We start from the raw sequence: 19,433 nt of genomic DNA, 5'->3' as shown, positions 1-19,433 counted from the left end.
ATTTTTCTAAATATTACAACTTAAGTTTTTTGAAATCAATATAAAATTTTATGTTTAGTTCACAAACTTTCGGAAAAACTAGGAAAGATATGACAAAGGAGGTTATGAACGGTGGATCATCCAATTCAAGGGTTAATGAAAGCAGCAATGGAAAATTTAAAAGAAATGGTTGATGTAAATACGATTGTTGGAGAGCCTGTTCAAACGGCTGACGGTGGTGTGGTGTTAACGGTTTCTAAAGTAGCGTTCGGTTTTGGAGCAGGAGGTTCTGATTTCCAAACGAATGATGGACAAAGAGCAAACGGTAACGCTGCATTTGGTGGCGGTAGCGCGGGTGGTGTTTCTATTACACCAGTAGCATTTCTTGTGGTGAATAAAGATGGAGTAAATATTCTTCATCTACAAAATGCGACACATTTAGCAGAAAAAATGATTGAATTAGCTCCACAAACAATTGATAAAATTCAATCGATGTTCCAAAAAGAAGAAAAGAAAGAGGGAAATCATCATCCTCAAAACCCAGATGAAATCCTTTAAAAACGCCTGCTTATGAGCAGGCGTTTTTTCTTGTAATCACTATGTAATAAAACACATGAAATTGTAAATAGTTTTTGAAGTTTTTTCTATGTTTCTAAAATTTTTCATGTTAAAATATGCTATAGAATTGAAACATATAAAACGAAGGTGGCTAGGTGCTTTGTCTGGAGGATCTGACCAAGTAAAGAATATGATATATATTAATGGTAATCGTCGAGGTCATTGTTTTATTACATCAGGAATTACGTTTAAAGAGTTTGCGAGTAACATCCCTTCACCGCTTCATCAAGTGTTGCTTTTGAAGCACAACTTTGAATGGACGGATTTTCATTATCATACTTTATTTGAATATGTTGAGGAAGAAAATATACATAAGTTAATTCAAGCAGAGATTGATGAATTTGATGAATTTTGTTGGGTAGATTTTGATGATGCAAGCGATTTAGATGAATTAGAGCCGAAAGAAATTGCAGAATTATTATATTTGGCTCACAAAAAAGAACCACTTGCAAGAACATTCTTTCCGCTGTTGAAAAATCGATTTGTTTATTTTTCACATGATGACGGATGGTACAACAAAGTGTATTATCGTAGAATTGCTGATTTTGTAGGAATGTTAAGTAAAGTCATTCCGTATAAACTCGGTGCTTTCGGTAAGAAACGTTTTTCTTTCTTCCAAAAATCAAAAATTTTCCCAGCAATTTCAAAAGAATTGATCATGGGACTGATTCCACTAATGGAAGATGGTCTTTACATAGATCTAGCAGGGAAGATTGAGTCAAGAAGAGGTCTTGAAATTCCGGTATATGTAGTTGGTTCGTATGAAAGTACGGATGAGGTGTTAGATAATATCGATGAATTGAAAGAGGAAGCAACAGAAACAGGTTGGCTCATTTTTGATAAGAAAGAACAAGAGTGGCAATGGGTTGTTGACTAAGAAAACTTGGCGTATGAAGTCAAGTTTTCTTGTCATTTGAAAGGAGTACAAATGAAGAAATATTATACAATTGTGGGTATTATAAGTATTATTCTCGTGGCAATATTACTTATAACTTGTCCGAAAGAATCAGATTTTAAAGTGTATGTAGAGGATAAGTATGCGTTGAATTGTAATGAGAGTAGTTTTGAATGCACGCAAAATGTAGATGGTAAAAAAGAAAAACTACAATTTGAAAGTACAGATGCACGAAATGGTGTATTCTTTATGACTGTAAAGCAAACATTTAAAACAGAAGCTGGTGTTTCAAAAGAATATAGCGGAGTAGGAATGTTTGGTACATTTCTTTTTGTTTCAGAGAAGACTTTCTAGTAATAGAAGGTCTTTTTTTTATGCTTATGTTCATATAGATGAAGTAAGACAAGCATAGGAGGGATAGCGATGAAGAACACATGTATCGTTTGCGGTGGTGAGGAGTTTTTTTCCTCAACGTTATATGCACGTACGAAACAAGATTGGGCATATGCACCAAACATGTATCGATTTGAAAAAGTATTTATTGAGCATCGAGATGAAGAAAATTATCCAGTGTTTCAAGAAATTACAGCGAAACATTGTTGTGGATGCGGTCATATTATGTTGTATCATGAATGAACACACCAAGTATAACTTGGTGTGTTTTTTTAAAACGCTGACAAAGCAAGCGGATAAAGTAAAGTAAATAAAACAGAAAAACTACCAAAACCAATTGCTGTATATCCAAGTGTTCTTGCTCCGAAATTGACAGCTAATAAGCCGACTAAAATCGCAAGAGAGCCGAGTGTAACCGGATAAAATGCAATTGAGAAAAGCGAAAGAAATAAAGCGACATAGCCTACCATTGCACCGGTATTTGTACCTTCTATTTCATTTGCAATTTCTTTACGCTTATGTCTAATCGGAATGCCAGCTGGTGATATTTCAGCTGCATACTCTTCGTTTTTTTCACCACTTTTAAAATGATGATTTCTCTTTCTTCGCATGTACATCCCTCTCTTTCAATTGGGTGTACCTATAGTATCTTACATAAAGAGAAGAACATGAGTATGAGTTAAACCCAAGTAAAGCAAAAATTGGAGAATAAAGATTCCATTATTAGCTTGTACATCTCCTAATGAAGATAAACAGGAATTTTGGAAAATGATGTAGAATGAAATGAATGATAAAGCGTGAAGGTAGGGGAATGTATGACGAAATTTAATTGGCATGAATCAGCAGAAAAGAAATGGGATAGTAGTGCAGAGTTTTGGAATCAAAATAGTCAAGAGATGTGGGACAGTGGTAGCAGAAGTACAATTATTCCGTTTTTTGAACAATACGTGAAGAAAGAAGCACAAGTGCTCGATGTTGGTTGTGGTGATGGCTACGGTACATATAAATTAAGTCGCGCAGGCTATAAAGCAGTGGGAGTAGATTTATCGGAAGTGATGATTCAAAAAGGTAAGGAGCGCGGAGAAGGACCGAATTTATCTTTTATAAAAGGAGATCTTTCTGCATTACCATTTGAAAATGAGCAATTTGAATCAATTATGGCAATTAATTCTTTAGAATGGACGGAAGAGCCATTACGAGCGTTAAATGAAATAAAGCGTGTGTTAAAGAAAGATGGATATGCATGTATTGCAATTTTAGGACCGACAGCAAAGCCACGAGAGAATAGTTATCCTCGCTTGTACGGAAAAGACGTTGTTTGTAATACGATGATGCCTTGGGAATTTGAACAGTTAGCGAAAGAACAAGGTTTTAAAGTTGTAGATGGCATCGGCGTATATAAGCGCGGAGTAAATGAGAAGATGTTAGGTCAACTACCTACAGAGTTGCAACAATCGTTAACATTCTTATGGGTATTTATGTTAAAAAACGTATAAAGAAATGAAAGAATTTTTAGGAGGTAAATAAGTGCAGAAAATACAAAAAACTGATACAATATCATCAGAACCAATTAAAGGGGGACTAGGGTATATGACAACTACTACAACAGTGAAATCCGATATTGAAATCGCACAAGAAGCGAGTATGAAGAAGATTCAAGAAATTGCAGCTGATTTAAATATTTTAGAAGATGAATTAGAGCCATACGGGCATTATAAAGGTAAGTTATCTCTTGATATTTTTAAGCGCTTACAAGATGAGAAAGACGGTAAAGTTGTTTTAGTAACAGCAATTAACCCAACTCCAGCTGGAGAAGGTAAATCAACAGTAACAGTTGGTTTAGGTCAAGCTTTTAACAAAATTGGTAAGAAAACAGTAATTGCACTTCGTGAACCATCTCTTGGACCGACGATGGGATTAAAAGGTGGAGCAGCAGGTGGCGGTTTTTCACAAGTCGTACCAATGGAAGACATTAACCTTCACTTTACTGGAGATATCCATGCGATCACAACTGCTAATAACGCATTAGCAGCGTTTATTGATAATCATATCCAACAAGGAAACACACTTGGAATTGATACACGTAAAATCGTTTGGAAACGCTGTGTTGACTTAAATGATCGTGCCCTTCGTAACGTAGTAATTGGTCTTGGTGGACCAGTTCAAGGTGTACCACGTGAAGACGGTTTTGATATTACAGTAGCATCTGAAATTATGGCGGTATTCTGCCTTGCAACAGATATTCAAGATTTAAAAGCGCGTCTATCACGCATCGTAGTTGCTTATAACTTTGCAAATCAACCTGTAACGGTTAAAGATTTAGGTGTAGAAGGTGCGTTAACATTATTATTAAAAGATGCATTAAAACCAAACTTAGTACAAACGTTAGAAAATACACCAGCTATCATTCACGGCGGACCATTTGCGAATATCGCTCACGGTTGTAACAGTGTTATCGCTACAACAATGGCAGCAAAATTAGGTGATTATGTTATTACAGAAGCTGGATTCGGTGCTGATTTAGGCGCTGAGAAGTTTTTAGATATTAAAGCTCGTGCAGCTGGCATTAAACCAGAAGCAGTTGTTATTGTTGCGACGATTCGTGCGCTTAAAATGCATGGCGGCGTTGCAAAAGATCAATTAAAAGAAGAAAATGTAGATGCATTAGCAAAAGGTATGGAAAACTTACAGAAGCATGTTGAAACAATTCAAAGCTTCGGTGTGCCTTTCGTAATTGCAATTAATAAATTCATTACAGATACAGATGCAGAAGTTACATACTTACAAGAGTGGTGTAATGAGCGTGGCTATGCAGTATCCTTAACAGAAGTTTGGGAGAAAGGTGGCCAAGGCGGAGTTGACCTTGCTGAAAAAGTACTAAAAGAAATCGAAAAAGGTGAAAACAACTACGCACCACTTTATGAATTAGAATTACCCTTAGAAGAAAAAATTCGTACAATTGCTCAAAAAGTATATGGCGCAAAAGATATTGAATTTGCTCCGAAAGCACGTAAGCAATTAGCTCAATATGAAGGAGAAGGTTGGAGTAACCTACCAGTTTGTATGGCGAAAACACAATACTCTCTTTCTGACGATGCAACAAAATTAGGTCGTCCATCTGACTTTATCGTTACAATTCGTGAGTTAAAACCATCTATCGGTGCAGGCTTTATCGTTGCGTTAACAGGTACAATGTTAACAATGCCAGGTCTTCCAAAACAACCAGCAGCACTTCAAATGGATGTAAATGAAGATGGAAAAGCAGTAGGTTTATTCTAAAAGGTTGTAATTCATCTCGTTTATCTGTAAACTATATATACATCAAGTGGCGCCTTTCCATCGAAAGGCGCCTGTTTTTTGGAGGAAATTATGTTTGATCCAACTGCTTTTGACAATTTAAAAGTAATCGTAGAAGGTGCTGTGTATGATTTTGATCTACATGGAGATATTCTTGTAACAGATCGAAAAGATATGATGGATCTTGCTTCATTAAGTCGTATATATCATATCTCATTTCAATTAACAGAACCGTTTGAACCATTAGTAGAAGCAACATTTTCATTATCTGTGGATGCAAAGAACTTGTCTGGTGAAATACTAGAAGTGCCTCAGTTTACACCAGGTTGTGAAATGAAGCTAGCATTTTCATTCCCGTTAGAGCAACCAGAAGTAAAATGCGAAGAAATTGAAACATTAATACGTTCTATATGGGGAAAAGAAAGAATGATTATGCAGAAAGTTTCATACGAATATAATAAGCAAGCGATTTCATATCATAATAAGGTAGAGGTTCTATTTCAAAAAGCGATTACAGAAGACCATGTTGATGATTTAATAGCTGTTATTTCACACATGATAGAAACGGTGCGAACAATACAGCATTTTCTTCAAAAATAGAGATAAAGGAGAAAAACAAATGATAAAAGATATGCAACCATTTTTACAACAAGCTTGGGAGAAGGCTGGTTTTAAAGAGTTAACTGAAATTCAAAAACAAGCGATTCCAACTATTTTAGAAGGACAAGACGTTATAGCTGAATCTCCAACTGGAACAGGAAAAACATTAGCGTACTTATTACCACTTTTACATAAAATTAATCCTGAAGTAAAACAGCCACAAGTTGTTGTTTTAGCGCCAACACGTGAACTTGTAATGCAAATTCATGAAGAGGTTCAAAAGTTTACAGCAGGAACTGAAATTTCAGGTGCATCTTTAATTGGTGGTGCAGATATTAAGCGCCAAGTTGAAAAATTAAAGAAACACCCAAGAGTAATTGTCGGTTCACCAGGCCGTATTTTAGAATTAATTCGTATGAAAAAGCTAAAAATGCATGAAGTAAAAACAATTGTATTTGATGAGTTTGATCAAATTGTAAAGCAAAAAATGATGGGCGCAGTGCAAGATGTAATTAAATCAACGATGCGCGATCGTCAATTAGTATTCTTCTCGGCGACAATGACAAAAGCGGCAGAAGATGCGGCACGTGATTTAGCAGTTGAACCACAATTAGTACGTGTAACACGTGCAGAATCAAAAAGCTTAGTTGAGCATACGTATATCATTTGTGAGCGACGCGAAAAAAATGATTACGTAAGAAGAATTATGCATATGGGCGATGTAAAAGCAGTTGCTTTCTTAAACGACCCATTCCGTTTAGATGAAATTACTGAGAAATTGAAATTCCGTAAAATGAAAGCAGCGGCTCTTCATGCAGAAGCAAGTAAACAAGAGCGTGAAGCGACAATGCGTGCTTTCCGCGGAGGGAAATTAGAAATTCTACTTGCTACTGATATTGCAGCGCGCGGTATCGACATTGACGATTTAACACACGTAATTCACCTAGAATTACCAGACACAGTAGACCAATATATTCACCGCTCAGGACGTACTGGACGTATGGGCAAAGAAGGAACTGTCGTATCTCTTGTAACACCACAAGAAGAGCGCAAATTACTGCAATTTGCGAAAAAACTAGGCATCGTATTTACGAAGCAAGAAATGTTCAAAGGATCATTTGTAGAAACGAAACCGAAAGCACCAAAGAAAAAGAAACCAGCATTTACTGGGAAGAAAAAGCCTAGATAAATGATGGAGAAGGCGTAACTATTTGTAGTTACGTCTTTTTTGTTTGTAAACAAGTGATAATGGGAATTGTATTAGTGTTTTTAATGTGCCTATCATATATATGCTTCTACTGGGAGTATCGAAAAAAGGGTAGTTTATTTATTTGGTTTATACGAGGAAATAATATAAAAAAGTCGTATATTAAAATGATGCGAAATAATAAAAAGAAGGTACATATATGGATAGGAAATTAGGAATGTTTTTGAATACGAAATATATTGAAGTAAACGAAGGAATAAAAAAGGCGAGAGAATGGGGGTTAGAATATATTCAATTATATGCTATGAATAAAAACTTTAACTTAGCTAATATTCCAATGGCAGAGTGGAATGCTTTAAAGAAAAGCGTATCTTTTAATGGAATAAAGATTCCATCATTAGCAATTAGTTTTGGAGAAAATGGAATTATGGGAATAGAAGCTGAGAGTGCAATAGATCAGTTTAAATATATTACTGACAGAGGTTTGGAGCTTGGGGCAAAGATCATAACAGCTCATATTGGGAAAGTTCCAGATGATAAAAAAAGTGCCTACTATGATAAAATGCTACGTGTTTGTAATGAAATAGGGGACTTAGCGTTCAGATTTGGAGGATTCTTTGCCATTGAGACGGGATCTGAAAAAGCAATAGTATTAAAACGATTTTTAGAAACTGCAAACTCGAAAGGACTAGCTGTTAACTTTGACCCAGCAAATTTAATAAGTGATGTAAATGAAAATCCGGGAGAAGGTTTATTACTATTAAAAGATTATATAGTACAAACTCATATTAAAGATTGTAAAGAAGTGAAAAGTGATCGTTCAACTAAGTATATAGAAGTCGCAGCAGGGAATGGTGAAGTAGATTTCGATATATTCTTCAAAGTATTAGATAAAATTGGATTCGACGGATATAACATGATTGAAAGAAATGATTATTTTGATGAACTGGATGGGATGAGTCAGTCGATAAATTTTGCAAAGAAGTACATACCAACTCAAAAGGAATAACGATAGTATTTGTAGAAAGCTACATAGAATATAAAAACCATTAGGGGGAAATGTAATGATTCATAAAGTAGGACAAATTATGTTATATGTAAATAATCAAGATGAGGCAGTAAATTTTTGGACGGAGAAGGTAGGGTTTCATGTAGTTGCAGAGGAAGATAATAAGCAAGGAATGAGATGGATTGAAATCGCTCCGAAAAGCGGTGCGGAAACGAGCATTATATTACATAATAAAGAAGTTATTTCGAAAATGAGCCCAGAATTGAATCTTGGTACACCGTCTTTAATGTTCTTCTCAGAAAATCTTGATCAACTATATACAGATTTAACAAATAAAAATGTTACTGTTGGAGAAATGGTAACTATGCCTTCTGGTAAAGTGTTTAACTTTGCTGATAGCGAAGGGAATTATTTTGCAGTTATGGAGAAGAACCAATAATAATATTGCTATGTGAAAATCCCCCTCAAATATATTTGAGGGGGATTAAATTTTTGAAGTGGATTTTTCATTAGAGAGTTGTTTAATAAAAAATACTCCTTTTTCAATAGCTGTCTCAATATAGCCAACGATTTGATCAAACGTAAATACTTGTAAGTCTTCATGCAGATGTTGCTTTGGATACAACATATCTTCAAAAAGATACTTTCGAAAAGCTAAAACGTTTTCTTTAGAAACCTCTTCAATATCCACAATGTGAGCCTCTTGATTGAGAAGAGAGAAAAGCTGTTGTTCTTGATCGTAATGATGAAGCAACTTTGCATTTAACAATTTAAAATCGTTATAGTACAGGGGTGCGATAGTTTCGTCATTCTCTATTCTATTTTTTAGCCAAGGTAGAAAAAATCCACTTAGCCAATTATCATCGGCAATGAGGTGGGTATAATAGCCTAAAATAAATGGGGAATCTATATGTGATTCATATTTATGAAAAAATGAATCATAATCTATTCTTCTCGTATAGTTCTTCGTTGTACCGGCATAAAAATGTGAGGTTCCTTTTTCTTTTTTTGAATGAACAGCATCAGGGGCTACAGCTCCAAGTAAGAAAGAAGTCTTATCGTGAATTGATAGTTTCTCAGCAATACCACTAGCGATAATAACATGCATAATTCGTGATCCCATGAATGCCACCTCTGTTTCCAGTATTCATTTCAGGAAGAGGACTAAACAGTTAGTATTACTTTCCCTGTACTTTTTCTACTTTCGACCCATTCATGTGCTTTCCCTGCATTTTGAAGTGGAAAAGATTTCGTAGCCTTAATTTGTAAACGTCCGTCACGCAAATAACGGAAAACTTCATTTGCAGTTTCTTGGAGCAGTTCAGGACGCTTTTTTCGTGTGGTTCCAAAGCTAAAACCGAGTATAGAGCGGCAACTTGCATGTAAATCTTTCGTTTGAAAGTTACCAATTTCACCGCTAGCATTACCGAAATGAACGAGGCGACCGTAATAAGCAAGGCAGTTTAAACTTCTTTCAGAAACCGTTCCAGAAATAGAGTCTAAAATTACATCAACCCCTTCACCATTTGTCAGTTCATTGACTTTCTCTACAAAATCTTCATCTTGATGACAAATAACATAATCAGCTCCAGCATCTAAAGCAATTTCTTTTTTTGCTTCACTTCCGACAGTGCCTATAACTGTTCCAGCCTCTAATAGTTTAGCAAGTTGAATAGCAGTAGTGCCAATTCCGCCAGCAGCCGCATGAATGAGTACAGATTCACCTTGTTGAAGCCTTGTAACATTTGCGAGTAAATTATAGCTTGTAAAAGATACGATTGGACAAGCGGCTGCAGTTTGAAAGTCAACTTCATGGGGTAATACGAAAGTAAGATTTTCATTTGCAACAACGTATTCTGCGTAAGATCCATTTTGAGGAAAAGCAATGACACGTTGTCCAGGGTGAATATTTTTCACATGAGAACCGACACGTTCTACAATACCAGTGGCATCTATACCTGGAATAAAAGGTAGTGCTTTATTTCCTTTTTTACCATAACGTGATTTAATATCAGCGAAATTTACACTAGTAGCAACAACGCGAATTAAAACTTGATCTTCTGAAATAGACGGTATATCCAAATCTGTATATTTCATCACTTCAGGACCACCGAACGACGTTACAACGATAGCTTTCATCATATCTCCTCCTAAATTTGACTATATAAATTATTTTAAATCTTTATCAGAAATTGGAAAAATATATAATAGTTATGTGTGGTTATAAGTGAAGCTTATGAACTCAATGAATCATAATATTAATTTATATAAAAAAACTTTAAAAAAATCGAACGAAATATGAATTACTTTCCAATATATAGTGTAAGACAAAGGAGGGCTGGAATATGAAGGGTGAAATAGATTACGCACATTTAATCCAATTAACTTTATCAGGAAATAAAGAAGCATATAGCAAGTTGTATGATAAAACGATTCAAGAAATATATAAAACAGCACATTTTTTAATAGAGGATAAAACGGATGTAGATGATGTCGTTCAAGAAATATACATACAACTATATGAATCGCTTCGTAAGTATGATAGCGAGAAGCCATTTCGTCCTTGGCTAATTGGACTTGCGATTAAACAAATACACTCTTATAGAAGAAAGAGGTGGATGCGACTACGAATTATAAAAAAAGCAGAAGAGCAAAGAAAGTCAGTGCAAATTGATTTTTCTAACGATGTTGTAAGTAAAATATCAAACCAAAAACTAATTGAACTCATTCATAAATTACCGTATAAATTGAAACAAGTTATTATCTTAAGATACTTACATGATTATTCACAAGAAGAAGTAGCACAAATATTACATATTCCAATTGGTACTGTGAAATCTAGAATTCATGCGGCATTAAAGAAACTACGTCAAAAAGAGCAAGTAGAAGAAATCTTTTTAGGAGAGGTAGGGAATGTGAAATGAGTTTAGATTGTAGAGTTAGGGAATCTATACAAGAAGAAGCAAAAGGTATTGTTGCCCCGCCGGATTTAAAAGAAAAAGTAATCGTACAAATAAAAATGAAGCACGGGCGGAGTAAGAGGAAGAAACGCCTTATCGCAGGAGTACTTGCAGCAGCTCTTTTAATCCCGACGACTGGTTTTGCGTATCAATCTATTATGGCGGATGGTATATACGGATCTTTCGAGAATTTAAAAAAACATGCCGGAACGATGACATTAGAGGCGTATATGCGTTTTAGTGCAAAATTATCAGAGGCGAAAGATGAAATGGGTACGAAGGAATATGAAGAGTTTACAAAAGAACTAAAAAAATTAACAAATGCAAAACTTACGTACGGAGATTCGAACGGTAATATTGATTATGATCAATTATTACCGGCTAAAAAAGAGGAATTGAAAAAGGTGGTAATGGAGCTTCATCCGTATTTTGATAAATTAAATGGCCATAAGTCTAGTAAAGAGGTATTAACTCCTGAAGAGTATGAACAATATATGGAAGCATTAATGTCATATCAAACCGTTTTAGTAAAAACGAAATCGAGTGGGGGGATAACAATAGAAGAAGTACCTGAAGCGTACAAAGAAAGATTTATTAAAGCAGAGCAGTTTATGGAATATGTAAATGAAAAGGTGCAATAATTAGAAAAGCTCATAGCCTTAGCTTTGAGCTTTTTTATTGAAACAAAAAAGAGTGTTCAATTATACTTTTTCATATTTGCATTATCTTTTTGTATAAAACAATCTAAAAGAGAATAACCAGCTATTAAACTAATTATCGTAACAAAAGTTGTATTTATTAGAATAATATTAACTAAATAAGGTAGGTATTCTGCAAGTGGTGAAAAGAGTAGTGCTGGGGAAAAGGAAATGAATAGTGTAGGCACTGTAATAGCAATAAATTTATCCGGTTGAAAGCTCCAGTTTTGTTTACTTGTTTCGCGATTAATAGATTGAAGGAATCGTAATAAAATGCCAACTATAAGAGGGAAGAGTGTAAAGTAGAATAATCTTGGATAAACGTTAAAGTTCACTTGCGTGTCTGTATCTAAATAAAATTGAATTTTTACTCCTACAAATAATAATAAGACGATAAATAATGTAAAGCAGAGGTATAGCATCACTTTTTGCATTATATTCCACCATCCTTTACTCAAAATATATTCAAAAAAAGAAGAGATATACAATAACTACTGTTGTATATCTCTTCTTTTACTGTTAGTTAATAGTGGAGTTTGCTTTTTCTTGCTTCGTGAAATAATCAATAATGCCCATTGCACTAATTTCTATATCTAGATGTAAAATATTATAAACGGAATGATCTGATGGAACGTTTAACTTTGTAAGATGAGAAGATATTTTATCCATTAACAAAGTTTGTAAAGCTTTAGTCGCTTCATCGAAATCATTATACTTTTCAAAGACTTCCTTACCAGTCTGAACGAAAATAGGTAGCCAATGTTCCAATTGATTGTATACTTCTGTAACATGAGAGGATGCGCCGTAATGACCGAAATAAATAGTATCTACATCCATACTTTGAATATGATTTTTAGAAGCAATCATCGCATCTGGTTGAAATTGTGAAGGGGACGTTGATGGTAGATACAGTTCTACACCAACGTTTGCGAGTTCTCTATAATAAATTCCAATTGTATCACCAGTGAAAATCCCGTTTGTTAATGAATCGTGAATGCTAATATGGTGCTTAGCATGCCCCGGTGTATCGTAAAATGTAAGGATACGTTCTTCGGCAATTTTTAACGTATCACCATGTTGTACAATACGAACACGTTCTTCTTCTATAGGAAGAATTGGATCAAATAGTTTATCAAAATCTTCTTTGTATACAGCTTTTGCACCTAAAATGAGTTTTGTTGGATCAATCATATGACGAGCACCACGAGAATGCACATATAACGTAGCATTTGGGCACTTCTCCATCATTAAACCAGCTGCGCCAGCGTGATCTAAATGCACATGTGTAACGATAATGTTTTTAACATCGTTTAAATCAATATGTAATTGTTGTAAGCCGTCTAAAATATACGGAAGAGAAGGGGCTGCACAAGTTTCAATTAAAGTAATATCGTCACCTAATAAAACGTACGTACCTGTTCGTTCATTATGTTGTAAATCGAAATCATCAATCAGATATAGGTGAGAAGATAATTGCTCTACTTTTTTCATATTTACCACTCCTTATATACTGCATGTTTCTATTATACGATAAAATAGAAAAAAGGCAGAAAACGAAGCTCGTCTTCTGCCTTTTTGTAATATTATTATTTCGTTTGTTGTTTATTAATAGACATAATGAACAGTCCAACAATCCCGCCTACTAATGGAAGCATAATTTCTCCTGCTAAATTAAAGTAGGAGCTTAAGAATAAACCATTTACATCGATTACCCAGCCAGTAACATACAATAACATCATATATAGTACGAAATAAAACTCGCGATTTGAAATCGTTTCATGTTGTGCAGTTTTCATAATGGACACCATCCTTTTCTTTTATAATGGAATATAAACTGTCACATTTTGTTCACATTTCAATTGTAAAACTTTCCATCATAAAAGTCTAGTAGTATGTGTCGAATTTTGAACGGAAATAAAGCGTTATCATTATATCTTATAAGTACGTAATAAGAGATGTATATTCACGAATGTAGTATAGTATAAACATAGAATGATAGTGAAGAGAGGGGCAAAGACAATGACAGTTTATGATTTTTCAGCTAAAACAATTACCGATGAAGAAAAATCGTTAAAAGATTACGAAGGAAAAGCACTTCTTATTGTAAATGTAGCTAGTAAATGTGGTTTCACACCGCAATATAAAGGATTACAAGAGGTATATGATAAATATAAAGACCAAGGACTCGAAATACTCGGATTTCCTTGTAACCAATTCGGGGGACAAGAACCAGGTACAGAAGCGGACATTACTAGTTTTTGTGAATTAAACTACGGTGTAAACTTCCCGATGTTTGCAAAGGTTGATGTGAAAGGTGATAAGGCTCACCCTCTATATACATACATGACAGAACAAGCACCAGGTTTACTTGGTATGAAAGCAGTGAAATGGAATTTTACGAAGTTTTTAATCGGAAAAGACGGGAAAGTAGTAGGGCGTTTTGCTCCGCAGACGAAGCCGGTAGATTTAGAGGTTGAGATTGAGAAGGTGCTTGGGGAATAAGTAGGAGTTTCACTTTATTAAAAAACGTCTCAAAGAACAATGTAGTTCTTTGAGACGTTTTCTTTAAACTCAAATTTTCAAGATTAAATAACTGTATCAAAGCCATCTGATTTAGGTAGAGAACCTGCTTTTTTCATAAGCACTTCCCATAAGTGTACGGATTTCTTCCATTCTACCGTAGCCTGTCCCTGTTGATACATAGCGTTCTCATAACTGGCAGTAAGTTGTTGCATATCGGCCGAGTTGTAAAGTGTATCGATATGGAGAGCGTATTCTCGGAATGTTTGACTTTCACCCCGTGGTATGCCAATTCTCGCAAATTGTTTTAAAAGTGCACCGTAAGCTTTTTGATAAACAGCATCATCTTTTCGGTATTTATAGAAATGAATAATAAGAAATGTCATCCATTTCATTCTAGTGGTGAAGAGAATGTATCCTATAATACTAATTAGTATCGTAGAGAGGAATACGTACCACCAAGAAAAACTAGTTTTAGAATTTGTGACCTTTTTAGTAGAAGCTTCTTCTGTATTTTCAATTAAACTTTTAAGTTTTGCTTCATTATTTCGTTGTTGTATTTGCTCGTTATTAGAATTATTTGCTTCGCTATTTTGTGAAATAGGAGCAGGCGTATTATTTATAAAATTATAGGGATTAGTAAATCCTTTTGTCGGTTCGAATGGAATCCATCCGTATTCTGGGAAATATACTTCGACCCAAGAGTGTGCGTTATCGTTCGTGATTGTATAAACATCCTCACCTTCTGCAGAGGCAAGTGTATTGTCAAGAGTTCCTTCTGTATAGCCTTTCACCCAGCGAGCTGGAATCCCGGCAGAACGAAGTAGTACAATCATAGACGTCGAAAAATTATTACAGTAGCCGCTTTTTGTATCGAAAAGGAATTGATCTACATAATCTTGGCTTTTGGCAGGGAATAAGACATTCGTTGATTCGTATGTAAAAGAGTTGTCTGTGAAGTAATTTTCAATAGCTAATACTTTATCATATCGGTTGTCTTTATCATTTGTAAGATTGACAGCCAAGTCTTTTACGCGCTGTGGTAATGACTTGGGAAGTTGTGTGTACTTTGTCATAAAATAAGGATTTGTTTCTTGACCTTCATTTGTTTTTACAGCTTTCAAGTTTTCTATGGAAAACTCAGGGATCTCATATGTTACTTTATACGAATGTAAAGTAGTAGAAGAGTCTCCATTCATTGTATAAATTTTTTCTGAAAACGGGTCAACACTGTATGATACATCAGAAGCAGCCTCAACTGATACTAATCCTGCTGGATAGGTAAGGTGAGGGTAACTTTTTTGCATGGTAATTGTTGCCTCAGTCGTTTTCATTTTTGTATTTTGTTCGTACCAGCTTACGACGTCGTTTTTATTTTTAAAAGAAATCTTTTTCGGATTTTCAGAAATTTCCCAGCCTTTTCCTGTATAAAAATCTTTTGTTTCTACTCTCCAATATTGTTTGTTTTGCGTTCGTGCTGTGAAAACAACTGTAGGATCCGCCTTAAAAGGACCGCCTAATCGCGAGTCATCTAAACCATACCCAATTGTAGAAATTTTTTGTTCTTTACTTGCTTCAGATGTGTTGAATTTTAAAAAATCCATTGGGTTTGGCCATTGAGGGCCAAATTTTGGAGCAAAGTATGCAATGGTTGCTAATAATACGATAAATATTGTAAGTGGTCTAAGTAATTTTGAGATTTCTCTAGCATAATTTTGTAAGTGTTCACGTTCTTTTATTCGTTCTACTTGAAGAAGACTAAGCATAAAAAAGCCGATGACAACAGTACGAATAATAGCGTAGTTTGCATTGTATAAATGTAAGTTATGAAAAGTTGCGATATAAATAATAGTCAATACAAGGAATAGAAACCCACGTTTTTTATGAATAATCCAAAATGAAGTGAAAGAACTCAAAAACCAAAATGAGAGAAAAAATAAAACCGTCGGAAAAACTGGAGAAATATCTAGTAAATTCCCTTGGAAAAACAGGGAGGAATTTCGAAACATATCAGAAAAGAATGTTGTTAGCCAAGATGGATTTATAAAAGCATTTTTATAATATAGGGAATGAATGATAAATAAGACTGTGACAATTTTTATAGGAATCTGCCACCTCGTTTGAAAAAAAGAGAGAGCGAAGCAAATTCCTATAAATGTTACGAAAATATCTAATCTACCTACATTTGTAATACCTATAAGAGGTCTTAGCCATTCTAGTAAAAGAAGAAATACACATGCATGCATGAAGAATCTGTTCGTATCCCACTTGTATTTTGCTTGTAATATCATCATTTGTTCACCTCAAAAAACACGTTTGTATACCGGTTTTCATAAACCGTGTTTACAAATATTTGTCGTTTTTTTAGAGTTTCTAGTATACTGAGTTCTCGGTGTGAAAGTTGATTCGCTTTTTCTTTCACGACAAAAACCATACATTTTCTATTTCTTATAGCAGCACAATCAGCCGCCTTTTGAATATCGGGAGAAAGATTACTGGTCACGAGTATAACCGTGACGGGCTCATAAATTTTTCTTAGTTCCATGTCTACACTCTGGGAGAGCGGGAATACACTGTCTGCTTGTACTTTTGCTAAATGACAAAGGATTTGTTGTAACTGCGTATCTCCATTGTCTAAAGGGAAAATAGTTTGTTCTTTTCCGATAGACACGAATGATGCTGGTGAATTTTGTTTCAAGACAGCCCTTACGATAGAGGCAGTAAATGTGACGACTGATTCGAATAGAGGAGACTCGGTTCTGTCTATGAATATCATGATATTATGGCTGCGCTGTTGTTCAAACTCTTTTGTCATAATATTGTTTGTTCGTGCAGTTGCTTTCCAATCGATCCATGAAAAGCGATCGCCAGGTTTATAGTCTCTGACACCGACCGAGATTGTAGAGTCTTTTGCTGAATTTATATTTGCTGAAAGCGCTCCTTGTTCGAAATGATTTTCCAATTGTCGATACGCTATATCTACATACTGGGGATAGACTAAAAATGTATTTGGAACTGAAAAAGTTACTTCTTTCTCCATCATGCCGAATAAATCGCCAGTTTTGACACGAACGCTTGAAAAAGTGTGCTCGCCTCTAGGGATTGTGTCAATAACATATTGAAACGAAATATTTCGTTTCAATCCTGGGAAGAGTACTACCTTATTCATCTTTATTTGTTTACAACTTATAAATTGTGGTGGCAGTTCATCTTCTATAACTAAATAAAGTAAGGGAAAAGGAAATTTTCTTTTTATTGTAATCGTGCTTACAAATTGTTCTCCTACTACATATCCATTTTGGTTTGTTATTCGCTTTACTTCAGCGTCCCGTAAAGCGTAGAAGGGGAGTAGTAGTGAATAAAGGGCAATGGGAATTATGCTGTAAAATAAAAACCAACTGACAAACCCTCCTTGAAACATAGCGTACACAAATGTTAAGACTAGGCATAAAGGGAGTAGCAATAACTTCATAACGTGATATAGCGCTCGCAGCATTCGTTTCATCAAGGGTTCATCGCCCTTTGAGTAGGCACGGTAGTTCGTGCAACGATTTTTGCGATAACTTGTTCGCCAGTTATTCCTTCAAATTTTGCTTCCATTTTTAGAATGAGCCTATGCGCTAAAACGTAAGGAGCTAAAAGTTTAACATCGTCTGGAATAACATAATTTCTGCCATGGATAAATGCATAAGCTTGTGAAGCTTTCATTAAAGCAATTGAGCCACGTGGACTTGCACCTAGCTGTATAGAACTGTACGTACGAGTCTGATTAACAAGCTTTACAATGTAATGCTTAATTGCTTTGTCCATACTTACTACCCGTACGCTTTGTTGTAAATAAAGTAATTCTTCTATTGTAGTAATGGTCTGTAATTGAGAGAGTGGATTTGTTTTTTCCATCCGGTTTAAAATTTCAAATTCTTCTTCTGGTGTAGGATATCCCATTTTTAGTTTCAATAAGAAACGATCGAGCTGAGCTTCTGGTAGAGAATATGTTCCTTCATATTCGACCGGATTTTGTGTAGCCATGACAAAGAACGGCTTTGGTAAAGGTCTTGTAATACCATCTATTGTAATATTGCCTTCTTCCATACATTCAAGTAAAGCAGATTGTGTCTTTGGAGATGTACGATTAATTTCATCAGCAAGTACAAAATTCCCCATAATTGGTCCAGGCTTGAACTCAAATTGGAGCTCTTTCGGATTATAAATAGAAACTCCTGTTACATCTGACGGCAATAAATCAGGTGTAAATTGAATTCGCTTATAATCAGCATCAATGGATTTAGAAAGAGCACGTACTAGCATTGTTTTCCCGACACCAGGAACATCTTCTAATAGCACATGACCTTCAGCTAAGAGAGTTGTCAAAACTAAGATGGTTTCTTTTCGTTTTCCGACCATTATTTTTTCAATATTATTGATTATTTTTTCTACAGTGGGATGTAATGAATCAAGCTGGGGCATCGTAATCCTCCTAATGTTATTATCGTTTTCTAATCTATTTAGTGGACATATTTCTAATTCTATTTGTAGATAGTAAAACTTCCACCTTTAATTCTGAGAATATTCAGATTATTTATTTCGATTACATCTAGTATAATTGTTTCCGTAACTAAGGGCAATACAGTAAATAATGATTTGTAGTTTTATGTAAAATATATCTTGATATAAACTATTGTTGTGGGTAAAACATATAGGAAGGGAAGGAAAGATTGTCCTCAATGAGCAAAATAAATAGCGTAGGAAACCCTACGCGTAAAGTTTGGAACATATATTAATATGCCTTGTGATTAAAATGTATATGAATAAAAAATAAAGTCGACTTCACATGAAGAGGTCAGCTATTTAATTTATTACACTCTTTTATTTTTTATCTTTCTTATATTCTTTTCGTTTATTTAACCAAATATGAATTAATTCTACCAATTCCATTGTTTCAATCTCACAATATTCTCCTTTACCATCTTCGGCTAAATTGTCTAATACAGTAGTTGTGTCGTTCCGAATTTCTAAACCACAAATATTGCCATTTACTACTACATAATTTTTTTCTCCGTTTAAAACATTATGTATTTCTTCTAAAATCCAATCTCCAAAAGCTGTAACTTCAATTCCTAAAAAAGTTTCAACAAGTTTAATTTCTTGAGGAAGTCTCATAACTAAATCACTACTGTTAAGCACTTCAAAACTATATGGATATTTCATGACTATTTTACTCCTTTATTTCTGGCTTTAGTGACTCTATTTACTTCTC

23 protein-coding genes are annotated in these 19,433 nt (G+C 34.7%); 13 read left to right on the top strand and 10 right to left on the bottom strand.

Annotation, left to right across the window (positions count from 1 at the left end):
• Positions 1-111: 111 nt before the first annotated feature.
• From ytfJ to ACQGSG_RS11515, 4 genes are all read left to right on the top strand, one after another.
• Positions 112-537, top strand: a complete 426-nt coding sequence (ytfJ, locus tag ACQGSG_RS11530) for a GerW family sporulation protein (RefSeq protein WP_000349986.1) — start codon at positions 112-114, stop codon at positions 535-537.
• A 160-nt stretch (positions 538-697) separates the two neighbouring features.
• Positions 698-1,474, top strand: a complete 777-nt coding sequence (locus tag ACQGSG_RS11525) for an oxalate:formate antiporter (protein ID WP_000014087.1) — start codon at positions 698-700, stop codon at positions 1,472-1,474.
• Between the two features lie 51 nt (positions 1,475-1,525).
• Complete coding sequence (locus ACQGSG_RS11520) at positions 1,526-1,846, top strand: hypothetical protein (RefSeq protein ID WP_000761171.1); 321 nt, start codon at positions 1,526-1,528, stop codon at positions 1,844-1,846.
• A gap of 69 nt (positions 1,847-1,915) precedes the next feature.
• Positions 1,916-2,128 (top strand): hypothetical protein, encoded by a 213-nt coding sequence (locus tag ACQGSG_RS11515; RefSeq protein ID WP_000798747.1) that lies wholly within the window; start codon positions 1,916-1,918, stop codon positions 2,126-2,128.
• Positions 2,129-2,157: 29 nt separating this feature from the next.
• Here the strand turns inward: ACQGSG_RS11515 and ACQGSG_RS11510 are convergent, their stop codons facing one another.
• Positions 2,158-2,496: a hypothetical protein gene (locus tag ACQGSG_RS11510; protein WP_001253201.1), complete on the bottom strand. Its 339-nt coding sequence runs from the start codon at positions 2,494-2,496 to the stop codon at positions 2,158-2,160.
• A gap of 204 nt (positions 2,497-2,700) precedes the next feature.
• Here ACQGSG_RS11510 and ACQGSG_RS11505 point away from each other — a divergent pair, with 204 nt between their 5' ends.
• From ACQGSG_RS11505 to ACQGSG_RS11480, 6 genes are all read left to right on the top strand, one after another.
• Entirely contained in the window at positions 2,701-3,381 is a 681-nt protein-coding gene (locus ACQGSG_RS11505; RefSeq protein WP_000160044.1) for a class I SAM-dependent methyltransferase, read from the top strand.
• 94 nt (positions 3,382-3,475) lie between these two features.
• Positions 3,476-5,164 carry a formate--tetrahydrofolate ligase gene (locus ACQGSG_RS11500; RefSeq protein WP_014482011.1) on the top strand — a complete coding sequence of 563 codons (1,689 nt, stop codon included), beginning with the start codon at positions 3,476-3,478 and terminating at the stop codon, positions 5,162-5,164.
• 90 nt (positions 5,165-5,254) lie between these two features.
• Positions 5,255-5,782, top strand: a complete 528-nt coding sequence (locus ACQGSG_RS11495) for a hypothetical protein (RefSeq protein WP_000460218.1) — start codon at positions 5,255-5,257, stop codon at positions 5,780-5,782.
• A gap of 19 nt (positions 5,783-5,801) precedes the next feature.
• Positions 5,802-6,971 carry a DEAD/DEAH box helicase gene (locus ACQGSG_RS11490; protein WP_000588613.1) on the top strand — a complete coding sequence of 390 codons (1,170 nt, stop codon included), beginning with the start codon at positions 5,802-5,804 and terminating at the stop codon, positions 6,969-6,971.
• Positions 6,972-7,188: 217 nt separating this feature from the next.
• Complete coding sequence (locus ACQGSG_RS11485) at positions 7,189-7,998, top strand: sugar phosphate isomerase/epimerase family protein (RefSeq protein ID WP_000375211.1); 810 nt, start codon at positions 7,189-7,191, stop codon at positions 7,996-7,998.
• Between the two features lie 55 nt (positions 7,999-8,053).
• Positions 8,054-8,437, top strand: coding sequence for a VOC family protein (locus ACQGSG_RS11480; RefSeq protein ID WP_000581467.1), 384 nt, complete (start codon positions 8,054-8,056; stop codon positions 8,435-8,437).
• 45 nt (positions 8,438-8,482) lie between these two features.
• Here the strand turns inward: ACQGSG_RS11480 and ACQGSG_RS11475 are convergent, their stop codons facing one another.
• Together ACQGSG_RS11475 and ACQGSG_RS11470 are read right to left on the bottom strand one after the other, a co-directional pair.
• Positions 8,483-9,121 (bottom strand): zinc dependent phospholipase C family protein, encoded by a 639-nt coding sequence (locus tag ACQGSG_RS11475; protein WP_000535630.1) that lies wholly within the window; start codon positions 9,119-9,121, stop codon positions 8,483-8,485.
• A gap of 41 nt (positions 9,122-9,162) precedes the next feature.
• Positions 9,163-10,137 (bottom strand): quinone oxidoreductase family protein, encoded by a 975-nt coding sequence (locus ACQGSG_RS11470; RefSeq protein ID WP_030025448.1) that lies wholly within the window; start codon positions 10,135-10,137, stop codon positions 9,163-9,165.
• A gap of 206 nt (positions 10,138-10,343) precedes the next feature.
• Here ACQGSG_RS11470 and ACQGSG_RS11465 point away from each other — a divergent pair, with 206 nt between their 5' ends.
• Together ACQGSG_RS11465 and ACQGSG_RS11460 are read left to right on the top strand one after the other, a co-directional pair.
• Positions 10,344-10,922 (top strand): sigma-70 family RNA polymerase sigma factor, encoded by a 579-nt coding sequence (locus ACQGSG_RS11465; protein WP_000675559.1) that lies wholly within the window; start codon positions 10,344-10,346, stop codon positions 10,920-10,922.
• Positions 10,919-11,599, top strand: a complete 681-nt coding sequence (locus ACQGSG_RS11460) for a DUF3600 domain-containing protein (RefSeq protein WP_000050675.1) — start codon at positions 10,919-10,921, stop codon at positions 11,597-11,599. Before ACQGSG_RS11465 ends, ACQGSG_RS11460 begins: the two co-directional genes overlap by 4 nt.
• A gap of 56 nt (positions 11,600-11,655) precedes the next feature.
• Here ACQGSG_RS11460 and ACQGSG_RS11455 read toward each other — a convergent pair whose 3' ends face one another.
• The 3 genes from ACQGSG_RS11455 to ACQGSG_RS11445 form a co-directional block, all read right to left on the bottom strand.
• Entirely contained in the window at positions 11,656-12,090 is a 435-nt protein-coding gene (locus ACQGSG_RS11455; protein ID WP_001174543.1) for a hypothetical protein, read from the bottom strand.
• A gap of 85 nt (positions 12,091-12,175) precedes the next feature.
• On the bottom strand, positions 12,176-13,147 hold the full coding sequence (locus tag ACQGSG_RS11450) for an MBL fold metallo-hydrolase (RefSeq protein WP_000754970.1): 972 nt from the start codon (positions 13,145-13,147) through the stop codon (positions 12,176-12,178).
• Between the two features lie 95 nt (positions 13,148-13,242).
• Positions 13,243-13,452 (bottom strand): DUF3925 domain-containing protein, encoded by a 210-nt coding sequence (locus ACQGSG_RS11445; RefSeq protein ID WP_000844984.1) that lies wholly within the window; start codon positions 13,450-13,452, stop codon positions 13,243-13,245.
• A 223-nt stretch (positions 13,453-13,675) separates the two neighbouring features.
• Here ACQGSG_RS11445 and bsaA point away from each other — a divergent pair, with 223 nt between their 5' ends.
• Positions 13,676-14,158: a glutathione peroxidase gene (bsaA, locus tag ACQGSG_RS11440; RefSeq protein WP_119781082.1), complete on the top strand. Its 483-nt coding sequence runs from the start codon at positions 13,676-13,678 to the stop codon at positions 14,156-14,158.
• Between the two features lie 83 nt (positions 14,159-14,241).
• Here the strand turns inward: bsaA and ACQGSG_RS11435 are convergent, their stop codons facing one another.
• The 4 genes from ACQGSG_RS11435 to ACQGSG_RS11420 all read right to left on the bottom strand — a co-directional run bounded on the left by ACQGSG_RS11435 (position 14,242) and on the right by ACQGSG_RS11420 (position 19,384).
• Positions 14,242-16,470 carry a transglutaminase TgpA family protein gene (locus ACQGSG_RS11435; RefSeq protein ID WP_070183748.1) on the bottom strand — a complete coding sequence of 743 codons (2,229 nt, stop codon included), beginning with the start codon at positions 16,468-16,470 and terminating at the stop codon, positions 14,242-14,244.
• Positions 16,467-17,681, bottom strand: coding sequence for a DUF58 domain-containing protein (locus ACQGSG_RS11430; RefSeq protein ID WP_000827541.1), 1,215 nt, complete (start codon positions 17,679-17,681; stop codon positions 16,467-16,469). The genes ACQGSG_RS11435 and ACQGSG_RS11430 overlap by 4 nt, the downstream gene beginning before the upstream one ends.
• Positions 17,681-18,643, bottom strand: a complete 963-nt coding sequence (locus ACQGSG_RS11425) for an AAA family ATPase (RefSeq protein ID WP_030025451.1) — start codon at positions 18,641-18,643, stop codon at positions 17,681-17,683. Before ACQGSG_RS11425 ends, ACQGSG_RS11430 begins: the two co-directional genes overlap by 1 nt.
• A 399-nt stretch (positions 18,644-19,042) precedes the next feature.
• Positions 19,043-19,384 (bottom strand): hypothetical protein, encoded by a 342-nt coding sequence (locus ACQGSG_RS11420; RefSeq protein ID WP_000877039.1) that lies wholly within the window; start codon positions 19,382-19,384, stop codon positions 19,043-19,045.
• Between the last annotated feature and the right edge of the window lie 49 nt (positions 19,385-19,433).

The organism is Bacillus sp. GMa5/1 (assembly GCF_050172015.1).
GTDB lineage: Bacteria > Bacillota > Bacilli > Bacillales > Bacillaceae_G > Bacillus_A > Bacillus_A cereus.
The sequence above is the reverse complement of the archived record's forward strand: the minus strand, read 5'-3'. Positions and strand labels throughout refer to the sequence as shown.